The 13,160-nt window shown below is 70.3% G+C and carries 10 protein-coding genes; 1 reads left to right on the forward strand and 9 read right to left on the reverse strand.

All coding sequences use genetic code 11. From position 1 onward, the window contains the following. Nucleotides 1-4 precede the first annotated feature (4 nt). From ACFYV1_RS22145 to ACFYV1_RS22170, 6 genes are all read right to left on the reverse strand, one after another. Nucleotides 5-1,645, reverse strand: a complete 1,641-nt coding sequence (locus tag ACFYV1_RS22145; protein ID WP_389397233.1) for a beta-N-acetylhexosaminidase — start codon at nt 1,643-1,645, stop codon at nt 5-7. A 150-nt stretch (nt 1,646-1,795) separates the two neighbouring features. Then, on the reverse strand, nt 1,796-2,647 hold the full coding sequence (locus tag ACFYV1_RS22150) for a carbohydrate ABC transporter permease (RefSeq protein ID WP_389397234.1): 852 nt from the start codon (nt 2,645-2,647) through the stop codon (nt 1,796-1,798). After that, nucleotides 2,644-3,621, reverse strand: coding sequence for a carbohydrate ABC transporter permease (locus ACFYV1_RS22155; protein WP_389397235.1), 978 nt, complete (start codon nt 3,619-3,621; stop codon nt 2,644-2,646). Before ACFYV1_RS22155 ends, ACFYV1_RS22150 begins: the two co-directional genes overlap by 4 nt. Nucleotides 3,622-3,625: 4 nt before the next feature. Continuing rightward, entirely contained in the window at nt 3,626-4,930 is a 1,305-nt protein-coding gene (locus tag ACFYV1_RS22160) for an extracellular solute-binding protein (protein WP_389397236.1), read from the reverse strand. 232 nt (nt 4,931-5,162) lie between these two features. Beyond that, nucleotides 5,163-5,456, reverse strand: coding sequence for a DUF3039 domain-containing protein (locus tag ACFYV1_RS22165; protein ID WP_389397237.1), 294 nt, complete (start codon nt 5,454-5,456; stop codon nt 5,163-5,165). A 72-nt stretch (nt 5,457-5,528) separates the two neighbouring features. Further along, nucleotides 5,529-6,089: a YqgE/AlgH family protein gene (locus ACFYV1_RS22170; RefSeq protein ID WP_389397238.1), complete on the reverse strand. Its 561-nt coding sequence runs from the start codon at nt 6,087-6,089 to the stop codon at nt 5,529-5,531. Nucleotides 6,090-6,355: 266 nt separating this feature from the next. Between ACFYV1_RS22170 and murA the strand changes: the two genes are divergently transcribed. Beyond that, nucleotides 6,356-7,696, forward strand: a complete 1,341-nt coding sequence (gene murA, locus ACFYV1_RS22175) for a UDP-N-acetylglucosamine 1-carboxyvinyltransferase (protein ID WP_389397239.1) — start codon at nt 6,356-6,358, stop codon at nt 7,694-7,696. A gap of 573 nt (nt 7,697-8,269) precedes the next feature. Here murA and ACFYV1_RS22180 read toward each other — a convergent pair. The 3 genes from ACFYV1_RS22180 to ACFYV1_RS22190 form a co-directional block, all read right to left on the reverse strand. Beyond that, on the reverse strand, nt 8,270-8,551 hold the full coding sequence (locus ACFYV1_RS22180; protein WP_004571953.1) for an HU family DNA-binding protein: 282 nt from the start codon (nt 8,549-8,551) through the stop codon (nt 8,270-8,272). A gap of 356 nt (nt 8,552-8,907) precedes the next feature. After that, on the reverse strand, nt 8,908-10,341 hold the full coding sequence (locus ACFYV1_RS22185) for an NAD-dependent malic enzyme (RefSeq protein WP_389397240.1): 1,434 nt from the start codon (nt 10,339-10,341) through the stop codon (nt 8,908-8,910). A 387-nt stretch (nt 10,342-10,728) separates the two neighbouring features. Then, a complete protein-coding gene (locus ACFYV1_RS22190; protein WP_389397241.1) occupies nt 10,729-13,119 on the reverse strand; it encodes a HelD family protein in 2,391 nt (796 codons plus the stop codon). Nucleotides 13,120-13,160 lie beyond the last annotated feature (41 nt).

Consider the following 13,160-nt stretch of genomic DNA (forward strand, 5'->3'; position numbering starts at 1 on the left):
GGGCTCACACGTTCGGGGGCGCGCCCTCGATCGGGCGTCCGGCGACTCCGGGGCGCCGCTGCCAGGGCAACGGCCCGCCAGGGGGCCGGTACTGGACACCGAGCACGTCGAGGCGGGCGTAGTGGACGGCCATCCGTCGCTCGAAGTCCGCGAAGTCCCGCTCCGCGGGCGGCGGCAGCGCGGACCAGGCGACCTCGGCGAACGCGGCGAGGCGCGGGAAGGCCTGGTAGTCGACACGGGCGCTGTCCTGCATCACCTCCGTCCAGACGTTCGCCTGTGTTCCGAGGATGCGGGCGGCGGCCTCGGGTGCGAGCGCCGGCGGGACGGGCTCGAAGCGGTAGACGTCCTCGAGCGTGCGGACGTAGCCGATGGGCATCGGCTCGTCGTCGCCGGCGGCCTGCCGGTGATCCAGGTACACCTGCTGCTCCGGGCACATGACGACGTCGTGGCCCGCTTCCGCCGCGGCGATGCCGCCCTTGTAGCCGCGCCAGGACGAGACCGCCGCTCCGGCGGCCAGCCCGCCCTCCAGGATCTCGTCCCAGCCGATGAGCCGGCGGCCGCGGTCCGTGAGCCAGCGGTCGAAGTGGCGGATGAACCACGACTGGAGCTCGTCCTCACCGGCCAGGCCGAGTTCCCTGATGCGCGTCTGGACGGCGGGCGACGCCTTCCACTGGTCCTTGGCGCACTCGTCGCCGCCGATGTGCACGAACGCGGACGGGAAGAGCTCGAGGACCTCCTCGAGGACGCCCTCGTAGAAGCGGAGGGTGTTCTCGGTGGGCGCGAGCACGTTCGGGCTGACACCCCAGTTGTCCCAGACGGTCAGGGCACTCGTGTCGACGACATCGGTGTTGCCCAGTTCGGGGTAGGCGGCGATGGCGGCCTGCGAGTGCCCGGGGATGTCGATCTCGGGGACGACGGTGATGTGCCGCTCGGCGGCGTAGGCGACGATCTCGCGGATGTCGTCCTGGGTGTAGTAGCCGCCGTGCGGCTTGTCGTCCCACAGCGGTGAGGCCCGGTGCCCGTACTTGGTCCGTGCCCGCCAGGCGCCGACGTCCGTGAGCCTCGGACTGCGCTTGATCTCGATGCGCCAGCCCTGGTCGTCGGTGAGGTGGAAGTGGAAGACGTTGAGCTTGTGCGCGGCCAGCAGGTCGAGCCAGCGCAGGACGCCGTCCTTGGGCATGAAGTGCCTGGCGACGTCGAGCATGAGGCCGCGCCAGGCGAAGCGGGGCGCGTCGTCGACGGTGACCGTCGGCACGTCCCAGGCGCGGCCTGGCAGGGGGGCCTTGCGGTACGCGTCGGGCCCGAGCAGCTGACGGAACGTCTGCGCGCCCCAGAAGACCCCGGCTGCGCTGCCGCCCTCGATGAGGACGGCCGCGTCCGGCTCGGATCCGTCCGTGGAGAGCCGATAGCCCTCCGGGCCGGATTCCCGGGCGACGTCCTCGCTCACGCGCAGCAGCACGCTGTGCGGACCGGCGCCGTCGGCGAGCGGCAGACCGGTGGCCGCGCCGACCTCCCGGCGCAGCCACCGCGCCACGCCCTCCGTACCGGGGTGGGCGTCCAGCGTGGTCCGCTCGTCGAGGGAGAAGCCGCCCGCGGCGGAGCCCCGCCAGTCGACGCCGGCCGGTGCGGGCACGAGGTCTGTCATGTCTTCAGCCTTTCGGAATGGTTTCCCGTGTTTCGAATGACGGGTGACGGGTGACGGGTGACGGGGTGCCGGACGGCGGGGCGCCGTGCCCGCGGCGGGGCGCGGCCCCGCGCGACGAACCGCCGGCGTGCGGGCGCCCCGCTCCCGTCGTCAGTCCTTCACCGCTCCGCCCAGTCCGGAAACGAGACGTCGCTGTACGAGTACGAAGAAGACGAGCACCGGCACCGTCATCACGGTCGACGCCGCCATGATTCCGCCCCAGTCGTTCTCGTCGGGCTTGAAGAAGACCAGCAGCGCCATCGGCAGTGTCGACTGCGAGGTGTCGCTGATGATGAACGACTTGGCGAAGAGGAAGTCGTTCCAGGTCGAGATGAACGAGAACACGCTCGTCGCCACCAGCCCCGGGAAGACCAGCGGGAAAAGGATCTGCCACAGGAAACGGCCGCGGCTCGCACCGTCGATGTACGCCGCCTCCTCCAGCGCCTCCGGCACGGCCTTCACGAAACCGCGCAGCATCCAGATGGCGAACGGCAGCGAGAAGGCGATGTGCGGCAGGATCAGTGAGCCGAGAGTGTTCAGCTGCCCGAAGTCCCGCATCAGGAAGAACAGCGGAATGGTCAGCGCCTCGACCGGCACCATCTGCGCCACCAGGAACATGATGAGCAGCGTCGTACGGAACTTGAACCGGAAACGGGTGACCGCGGTGGCGGCCAGGAATGCGATGAGCGCGGAGGCGACGACGACCGTTCCGGCGACGATCAGGCTGTTGACGAAGTAGCCGCCGAATTCCTCCTGCCGGAAGACCCGCCGGAACGAGTCGAGCGACGGGGAAAGCGTCCAGGGCCTGGCCTCCGTCGACTGGATCTCCCCGGCCGGTTTGAAGGCGGAGAGCACCATCCAGTACAGCGGAAAGGCGACGACGAGTGCGATGACCAGCGCCGCGGCCTCCGCCGGCAGCCGTCCGGGCCGCCGTACCCGTATCCGCGGGCGCACCAGGCTCATATCTCTTCTCCCTGACGTCGCAGCAGACGCAGATACACAAGGGTGACCGTCAGCAGAATCAGCAGCATGACGACGCCGATCGCCGACCCCAGGCTGTACTGCGAGGACGCGAAAGCTTTCTGATAGGCGTACACGTTCAGCACGAGATTCTGTCCCGCGATGCCTCCGCCGTTCGTCATCACATAGATCTGGGTGAAGACCTTGAAGTCCCAGATGATCGACTGGATGGTGACGACCACCAGAATCGGCCGCAGCATCGGCGCCATGACGGACCGCCAGATCCGCCACTGCGAGGCGCCGTCCAGTGAGGCCGCTTCGAGCACCTCCCCCGGAATCGCCTTGATGCCCGCGTAGACGGTCACCATCACGAACGGGAACGAGCACCACACGACTTCGAACAGGACGAGCGCGAAGGCGCTGAGCCGCCCGTAGGTCCATGAGAAGTCGCCGAGCCCCAGTATCCGGTTGACCGGCCCGTAGTCGGGATCGAAGAGGAAGACCCAGACGGTGGAGCCGGTGACAGCGGGGGTCGCCCAGGCGCCGAGCGCGGCCAGCATCAGGGCGAGCCGCGGCAGTGCGCGCACACGGGTCAGCAGCACGGCCAGCACGCAGCCGACGGCGAGTGTGGCGATCACGCAGGCCGCCGCGAAGACCAGGGTCGCCAGGAGCACCTGCCAGAACTGGCTGTCGGCGAAGAGGGTCCGGTAGTTGCCGAGGCCCTGGAAGCTGGTCGGTTCGCCGCCGCTGACCTGGGCCTGGGTGTATTCGAGGAAGGAGATCAGACCGAGTTGGTAGATCGGGTAGACGAGCAGCCCCGCGAGCACCACGAGGGCGGGCGCGAGATAGAGCCAGGGGGTCCAGGCTCCCCGGCGGCGCGGCGGCCTGCCCGAGGGGCGTGGTTTCGTTGCCGGCGGGCGGGCCGCGGTCCCCCGGGGGAGCGCGGCCGGCTCGGCGGCGGCAGTCCTGTACGCCATGGGGTCAGCCCGCGTCGGTGAACGCGGCGTCCATCTTCTTCGCGGCGTCACCGGAGGCCGTGGCGACGTCCTTCTTGCCGCTGACGATCTCCTGGAACATGGTCGGCAGGACGAGCGAGGCGTCGATCTGGCCCCACGCGGGCGACGCGGGGACGAACTTGGCGCCGGCGCCGAGTGTCTCGATGAAGGGCGCCACGAACGGCTGCTTCTTCGCGGCTTCCGCGCGTACGTCGGTGTACGTGGGGAGGAAGCCCATCGCGTCGAAGAGCTTGCCCTGCGTCTCCTTGCCGGCGAGCTTCTTCATCAGGTCCACCGCCAGCGTGCGGTGCGAACTGCTCTTGAGGACTCCGACGTTGTTGCCGCCGGCGAACGCGGGGGCGATCTCACCGGCCTTCAGACCGGGCAGCGGCACGACGGCGTACTTGCCCTTGACGGTGCCGGCCTCGACGGCCTGGTGGCTGAAGTCGCCGCCGATCGCCATGGCGGCCTTGCCGGAGGCGAAGGCGGTGACCGTTGCGTTGCCTCCCATGGAGGCGCACTTGGCGGCCGGGCAGTTGTCGTCGCCGAAGAGCGACGTGTACGCCTTGATGCCCTTCTGGGCGGCGGCGCTGTCGATGGCGGAGGTGTGGGAGCCGCCGCTCTCCTCGGCCAGTTCGCCGCCGTGGGACCAGATGAAGGGCATGGCGCCGTAGGTGTAGGCGCCGCCGACGGCCAGTCCGTAGAGGTCGGGCTTCGCCTTGCGGATCTTCTTGGCGGTGGCGATGAGCTCGTCCTGCGTCTTGGGCGCCGCGAGGCCGAGGTCCTTGAAGACGTCGGTGCGGTAGTAGAGCGCACGGACGCCGACGAAGAGGGGAGCTCCGTAAATCCTGCCGTCGACCGTGACGGACTGCCTGGCGGTCGGGTCGGTGTCCTTGGCCTCGTCCCAGGCGCCGAACTCGGCGGTGACGTCGGCGAGTCCGCCGTCCTTGACGTACCCGGCGGTGTCGGTGTTGCCGTACTCGATCAGGTCGGGGGCGCTCGACGGGTCGTTGAACGCCGCCTTGATCTTCTGGGCGCGGGTCTCGACCGGTATGTACTCGACCTCGACCTGCGCGCCCTCGTGGGACTTCTCGAAGGCGGCGACCGCGGCGTCGACGATCTGCTCCTTGGGCTTGTTGTTGACCTCCTGGAACAGCCAGACCCGCAGTGTGCCGCTCTTGTCGTCCTGCCGTGCGCTGTTGTCGGAGGTCTGGGGGGCGCAGGCGGTGGCCGTGAGGCCCGCGAGCGCGAGTGCCGCGGCCGGAGCGGCGATTCGGGAGATGAGCTTCATGCGGGGACCCCTACGAATTCAGGCGTTGCAACATACGCAACGGTCGTTTCGCACTGCACAACAGGCAGGAGGCTAGGCCCGACGGAACAGCCCGACAAGAGGGAGGTGAAAGGTCTCAACCACTCTGTGACCGGCCGAAGCATCCCTTGCAACGGCCCCGTGCAACGAAAAACGGCCCCCGGGCGCGCCGAAGCGCGTCCGAGGGCCGTTACCGGCTCGGGCGGGGGGGTACTTACTTCTTGTCCTTGCCGCCTTTGCCCTTGTCCTTGTCGCCGCCGACGCCCATGGACTCGTAGATCTCCTTGCACATGGGGCAGACCGGGTACTTCTTGGGGTCCCGCCCCGGCACCCAGACCTTCCCGCACAGTGCCACCACGGGAGTGCCGTCGAGGGCGCTCGCCATGATCTTGTCCTTCTGGACGTAATGGGCGTAGCGCTCGTGGTCGCCGTCGCCGTGCGACACCTGCGGTGCCGGCTCGACGAGGGTCCCCGTGCCTGTCCCGCGCTCGGGCTCAAGAGTGCTCATGAGCTCCAAGGGTACTCACGCCGCGGCACCTTTCGGGAGCAAGGGCCCTTCCCGTCCTTCCTGAGGGCCCGGTCAGTTCAGGCTCGGGTCGTCCGGATACGTGGCGAACATGGCCAGCTCGCTCCGCTGACGCCGCAGCACCGAGCGCCACAATCCCTCCGGCCGCGGCGAGGAGACGTCTCCCGGCTCCGACTCGACGACGTACCACGCGCCGTCCTGCAACTCGTCCTCCAGCTGCCCCGGCCCCCAGCCCGCGTACCCGGCGAAGATCCGCAGGGAGCCGAGCGCCGGGCCGAGCAGTTCGGGCGGGGCCTCCAGGTCGACGAGGCCGATCGCGCCGTACACCCTCCGCCAGCCGAGCGGACCCTCGTCGCCGGGTATCACGGCGACGCCGAGCGCCGAGTCCAGGGAGACCGGCCCGCCCTGGAACACCACGCCGGGCTCACCCGCCAGCGCCGCCCACGTCTCGAGGATGTCCCCCACGACCACCGGTGTCGGCCTGTTGAGAATCACGCCGAGGGAACCCTCGTCGTCATGATCGAGCAGCAGGACCACCGCCCGGTCGAAGTTCGGGTCCGCCAGGGCGGGAGCGGCGACGAGCAGCCGGCCTGTGAGCGAGGACACCTCGGTCATGCGAGACATGATCCCGCATCTTGGGCCCCCGCGGGGGCCGAGCGGCTCAGTACGCGATTCCCACGCGATGGGCGCAGCTCAGCGGGCGGGGGCGGGGGGTGTGGCCACAGGGCCAGGACGGTGACGGTGTGCGAAGCAGGGCGGACACAGAGTGCTGTACCGAATCCTTTACGGCTGAGAACGCTCCCGGGCCTTACAAAACAGGGCCTCCGCCCCCTTACCCTTTTCTCTGTCCCCCGACCGACCTACTCCGGAACGCGAGATTCATGACCGGCACAGACGATGTACTGCTTGTCCACGGCGGAACCCCGCTCGAGGGCGAGATCCGCGTCCGCGGCGCGAAGAACCTCGTGCCCAAGGCGATGGTCGCCGCACTGCTCGGCAGCGGCCCGAGCCGGTTGCGCAACGTGCCGGACATCCGTGACGTCAGAGTCGTGCGCGGGCTGCTGCAGCTGCACGGAGTGACGGTCCGCCCCGGCGAGGAGCCGGGCGAGCTGGTCCTCGACCCGACGCACGTCGAGAGCGCGAACGTCGCTGACATCGATGCCCACGCGGGCTCGTCGCGCATTCCGATCCTCTTCTGCGGCCCGCTGCTGCACCGGCTCGGCCACGCCTTCATCCCCGGCCTCGGCGGCTGCGACATCGGCGGTCGGCCGATCGACTTCCACTTCGACGTGCTGCGCCAGTTCGGCGCGACGATCGAGAAGCGGGCCGACGGCCAGTACCTGGAGGCCCCGCAGCGGCTGCGCGGTACGAAGATCCGCCTGCCGTACCCGTCGGTCGGCTCGACCGAGCAGGTGCTGCTGACGGCCGTGCTCGCCGAGGGCGTCACCGAACTGACGAACGCGGCGGTCGAACCGGAGATCGAGGACCTCATCTGCGTGCTGCAGAAGATGGGCGCCATCATCTCCGTGGACACCGACCGCACGATCCGGATCACCGGTGTCGACAAACTCGGCGGCTACACCCACCGGGCGCTCCCCGACCGCCTGGAGGCGGCGTCGTGGGCGTCGGCGGCGCTGGCCACCGAGGGCAACATCTATGTGCGCGGCGCACAGCAGCGCTCGATGATGACCTTCCTCAACACCTACCGGAAGGTGGGTGGCGCGTTCGAGATCGACGACGAGGGCATCCGCTTCTGGCACCCCGGCGGGCGGCTCAAGTCCATCGCGCTGGAGACGGACGTGCACCCCGGCTTCCAGACGGACTGGCAGCAGCCGCTGGTCGTGGCTCTGACACAGGCCACGGGTCTGTCCATCGTCCACGAGACGGTGTACGAGTCGCGGCTCGGCTTCACGTCGGCGCTGAACCAGATGGGTGCGCACATCCAGCTGTACCGGGAGTGCCTGGGCGGCTCGCACTGCCGCTTCGGCCAGCGCAACTTCCTGCACTCCGCGGTCGTGTCCGGCCCCACGAAGCTCCAGGGCGCGGACCTGGTCATCCCCGACCTGCGCGGCGGCTTCTCGTACCTGATCGCGGCCCTGGCGGCGCAGGGGACGAGCCGGGTGCACGGGATCGACCTGATCAACCGCGGGTACGAGAACTTCATGGAGAAGCTGGAGACGCTCGGCGCGAAGGTGGAGCTGCCGGGCGGTCCGATCGTCTGACGGCCCCCGCTGTGCGCGACGGCCCCCGCGGGATCCCGCGGGGGCCGTCGCGCTGTACGACGCCGTTTCCCCCACGCCGCCCTTCCCCGCGGCCGGGGCGGGCCCCGGCCCCCCAGGCGCCTCGAAAACGGCTCCGGGCCCGGCACGGGACTTCTCCCCGCCTGCGGCACCCCCAGCGCCTCCCACAAGCCGCTCCAGCCCCCGACCGGCCAACCCGCCGACCACGGACCACGTCAGCCCCTTCGGCAACGCCAGGCACGGGCATCTTCAGCCCCGCCGGCGATTAAGGCGCAAAGGCCCGGGGACAGCGCCCCCCAACCGGCAAAGCACCCCACCCGGCCCAGACCGCTCGGCCCGCCGACAACCTCCCCCAAGCACCCGGCGCCGGCCAGATGCGCACCCGGCACCGGCAACGCCAAGCACGAGCAACCTCAGCCCCGCCGGCGACTGAGGCGCAGGAGCCCGGGGCCGGCGCCCACACAACCCGGCAAAGCACCCCACCCGGCCCCGGCTGCGGCATGCGGAAGGGCGGCCACCCGGAGCCGGGTGGCCGCCCTCGTGCTGCCTGAGGCCTTACTTGCCCTTGGCGGCTTCCTTGAGCTTCGAGCCCGCGGAGACCTTCACGCTGTAACCGGCGGGGATCTGGATCGGGTCGCCGGTCTGCGGGTTCCGAGCGGTGCGAGCGGCACGGTGGGTGCGCTCGAAGGTCAGGAAGCCGGGGATGGTGACCTTCTCGTCGCCCTTGGCGACGACCTCGCCGACGGTCTCGGCGAGAGCGGCCAGAACGGCGTCGGCGTCCTTGCGGGTCACCTCGGCGCGGTCGGCCAGCGCGGCCACCAGCTCACTGCGGTTCATTTTGTTACTCCCGTGTTCTTCTTGCCTGTGAGGCGTGGATCGAAGCCGATGCTGCCAGGGCCCTCGGACAGTCCCCGGACCCGGGTCTGCTGTCAGACCCCTCCGCGCCCGCGGGGGCTACCCCCAGGACGCAGGTCCTCGGGGAAGCATCCTGCCCCCACCAGCGGCGGGAAAGCCAATCCGGCACCCTCCGGAGTCACCCCGGAGTCGCATGAAATCCACCACCGCCTCGTCGTGGTGACGTTCCGTCGACTGCCTCGGGACTCGGCGGAGTGGTCGGGCCGAGGGCCACGTGCTCCCTGATCCGCCACCCTAAAGGGGGGTTTGCAAGCCCGCGACCCGCGACGCGCCGTATGTCAGGCGGACGTGGGCCCTGTCACAGCGGCGCCCGCCGCTTTCGCCGCCTCCCGGACGGCCCCCGCGACGGCTCCGGCGACCTTGTCGTTGAAGACCGAGGGGATGATGTAGTTCGCGTTCAGCTCGTCCTCGGTGACGACGTCCGCGAGCGCCGCCGCGGCGGCGAGCATCATCTCGGTGTTGACCGTGCGGGACTGCGCGTCCAGCAGACCGCGGAACACGCCAGGGAAGACCAGCACATTGTTGATCTGGTTGGGGAAGTCCGAACGGCCGGTGGCGACAACTGCCGCCGTCTGGCGTGCGATTGCCGGATCGACCTCGGGGTCGGGGTTCGCGAGCGCGAACACGATCGCGCCGTCGCCCATGGCCGCGACATCGGCCGCGCCGAGCACGTTCGGCGCGGAGACGCCGATGAAGACGTCCGCCCCGACGACGGCTTCCTTGAGCGTGCCGGTGACACCCTCGGGGTTCGTGTTGTCGGCGATCCAGCACAGCGGCGAGTCGGGGTCGGCGGCCTTCAGGTCCTCGCGGTCGGCGTGCACGACACCGTGGATGTCGGCGACGACGGCGTGCTTGACGCCCGCCGCGATGAGGAGCTTGAGAATCGCCGTGCCGGCCGCTCCGGCGCCGGACATGACGACGCGCACGTCGCCGATGCCCTTGCCCACCACGCGCAGGGCGTTGGTCAGCGAGGCGAGGACGACGATCGCGGTGCCGTGCTGGTCGTCGTGGAAGACGGGGATGTCGAGGGCCTCCCGCAGCCGCGCCTCGATCTCGAAGCAGCGGGGCGCGGAGATGTCCTCGAGGTTGATGCCGGCGAAGCCGGGGGCGATCGCCTTGACGATCTCGACGATGGCGTCGGTGTCCTGGGTGTCCAGGCAGATCGGCCAGGCGTCGATGCCGGCGAAGCGCTTGAAGAGGGCCGCCTTGCCCTCCATGACCGGCAGCGCGGCCTTGGGGCCGATGTTGCCGAGACCGAGGACCGCGGAGCCGTCCGTCACCACTGCAACGGAGTTGCGCTTGATGGTCAGGCGGCGGGCGTCCTCGGGGTTCTCCGCGATCGCCATGCAGACCCGCGCCACACCGGGGGTGTAGATCATGGAGAGGTCGTCACGGTTGCGGATGGGGTGCTTGGACGCCATCTCGATCTTGCCGCCGAGGTGCATCAGGAACGTACGGTCCGAGACCTTGCCGAGGACGACGCCCTCGATGTCCCGGAGACCTTCCACGATCTCGTCCGCGTGCGCCGTGGAGCTGGCGGCGATCGTGACGTCGATCCGCAGCTTCTCGTGGCCGGAGGCGGTCACGTCCAGGCCGGTCACGGAGCCGCCGGAGGATTCCACGGCCGTGGTCAGCTGGGAGACCGCCGTTCCGCTGGCGGGCACCTCCAGCCGGACCGTCATCGAGTACGAGACGCTGGGCGCCGTTGCCATGACCGGGTTCCTCTGCTTTCCCTAGCTTCGTTGCTACGCGGCACCGCACCTCGGGCCCGGCAGCGCTGTGAAGATGGTGACACCTACCCGCCAGTAGCAGGTAATGCGGTCATATTGTTTTCGGAAACTGTTTTCCACCATACGAGAAACCAACCCGGAACTGAAGAGGCCCGCGCCACCTGGACAGGTGACGCGGGCCTCTCCCGCGGATGAATCCGAAAAACAAGGTGGCACCGACCCGCCATGCTCGCCTCGCGGCAAGTGGTCCCTCTGAGGGACGAAGGTTGGGCCCGGGGGCTTGGATCGAGCCGGTGCCGTAACCAGGCTAACGCACCTGCCCGGTAAGTGATTCCCGTACGGTGCGCCGACTTCGAAGCGGTCGCCCGTTCAGTCCCGCAGCAGGTCCGGCACGCCGTCCGCGTCCGGTTGGTCGCGGCGGCCGGAGACCACCGTGAGCTGCTGCGTGGCCCGGGTCAGCGCCACGTACAGCACCCGCAGACCCGCCGGCGACTCGTCGGCGATCTCAGCGGGTGAGACGACCACGGTCGCGTCGTACTCCAGCCCCTTCGCCTCCAGCGAGCCGAGCGCGACGACCCGTTCACCCAGCCCGGCCAGCCAGCGCGCCGCCTGCTCGCGCCGGTTCATCGCCACGACGACGCCGACCGTGCCGTCGACCTGGGCCAGCAGGCGCTCCGACTCGGCCCGTACGGCACCGGCGAGGTCGCCGTCCCGTACGACCGCGAACCGCGGGCGCACTCCGGTGGAGCGGACGGCGGACGGGGACTCCATGCCCGGCATGGCGAGTCTGAGCACCTTGGCGGCCAGTTCGGCGATCTCGGCCGGGTTGCGGTAGTTGACGGTCAGCTCGAAACGGCGGCGCGGGCGGGTGCCGAGCGCCTCGTCGCGTGCCTCCGCCGCCTCGTCGGGCTGTGACCAGGACGACTGGGCCGGGTCCCCGACGACCGTCCAGGTGGCGTGCCGGCCGCGGCGGCCCACCATCCGCCACTGCATGGGTGTGAGGTCCTGCGCCTCGTCGACGATGACGTGCGCGTACTCGGTGCGCTCCGCCGCCAGCCGCTCGGCACGCTCGCGCTGCGTCTCCTCGCGCTGCGGCATCAGCTCCTCGAGCCCGGTGAGCTGGTCCAGCGGGTCGAGCTCACGTCTCCTGCGCGGCCGGGCGGGCGTACCGAGCAGGGTGTTCAACTCGTCGAGGATCGCCACGTCGTGGACGGACAGACCCTCACGGCGCAGTGAGCGGGCCAGCCTGCGCACCTCGCCGGGGTTGAGGATGCGGCGTGCCCAGCGGCCGAGGCGCCGCTCGTCGGCCATGGCGGCGAGCACACCGCGCGGGGTCAGCTCGGGCCACCAGGCGTCGAGGAAGGCGATGAAGCTGTCCTCGCCGGTGACGTCCTCGTCGAAGGAGGAGCGGAGCTCCGCCGCGAGTTCGGGGTCGCTGGTGTGCCGGCTCCCGGCGCCCGACTTGGCGTACAGGGCGTCGAGCAGGAGCCGCCGGGCGCGGGGGCGCAGCAGGTTCACGGGGGCGGTTCCGCCCAGCACGTTGTGCCGGATGCGCTGCAGTTCATCGGCCTCCAGCTCGAGCCGCCGGCCGAAGGCGACGACACGCAGCCGGGCGGGCGGCCCGGCGGGGGTCTCCGGTTCCTCGCCGAAGGCGAGCTGACCGCCGGCGGGGGCGCCACCGGCGCCACCGGCAGGGGCGGGGGAACCGGACAGCTCGAGGGCGCCCCGCGCCGCCTTGCGCAGCACCTTCAGCATCCGCGAGGACCCCTTGACCCGGGCCACGGCGGGCTCGTCGTAGACCGTCGCCTCGGCTCCGTCGACGAGCGAGCCGACCGCCCGGATCGCGACCTGCCCCTCCTCGCCCAGCGACGGCAGCACGCCCTCGGTGTAGGAGACGAGCAGCGGCGTCGGGGAGACGATGAGGATGCCGCCCGCGTATCGGCGGCGGTCCTGGTAGAGCAGGTAGGCCGCCCGGTGCAGGGCGACGGCCGTCTTGCCGGTGCCGGGGCCGCCCTCCACATACGTCACGGACGCGGCGGGGGCACGGATGACCAGGTCCTGCTCGGCCTGGATGGAGGCGACGATGTCACGCATCGAGTGGCTGCGCGCCTGTCCGAGCGCCGCCATCAGCGCGCCGTCGCCGATGACCGGGAGCCGCTCGCCGTTCAGCGTGGCGGTCAGTTCCGGGCGCATCAGGTCGTCCTCGACGCCGAGGACCCTGCGGCCCTTGGAACGGATGACGCGGCGGCGGACCACCCGGCCGGGGTCGACCGGGGTGGAGCGGTAGAAGGGGGCGGCCGCCGGGGCCCGCCAGTCGATGACGAGGGGGGCGTAGTCGGAGTCGAGCACGCCGATCCGGCCGATGTGCAGTGTCTCGCCGATCTCGGCGGTGTTGTCCGGCCGTACGGCGCCGTCGGCGGGTTCGACGGATGTGTAGGCGCCGTCGGGTCCCTTCTTGCCGTCCTTGCCGTACAGCAGGTCGATACGGCCGAAGAGGAAGTCCTCGAACTCGTTGTTGAGGCGGTTGAGGTGGACGCCCGCGCGGAAGACCTGGGCGTCCCGCTCCGCGAGCGCGCCGGGGGTACCCACCTGCCCCCTCTTGGCGGCGTCGTTCATCAGGAACTCCGCCTCGTGGATCTTCTCCTCGAGACGGCGGTACACCTGGTCGAGATGTACCTGTTCGACACCGATCTCACGGTCTCGCACCGTGTCGGCGGTGGAGTCGATCGCGGATTCGACAGCGGCATCCTGCGCGGCCACCGGGCCCCCTTCTGACGTGCACTGGGCAGCCGTCAACCGTA

This window comes from Streptomyces sp. NPDC003023, from assembly GCF_042888225.1.
Lineage (GTDB): Bacteria > Actinomycetota > Actinomycetes > Streptomycetales > Streptomycetaceae > Streptomyces.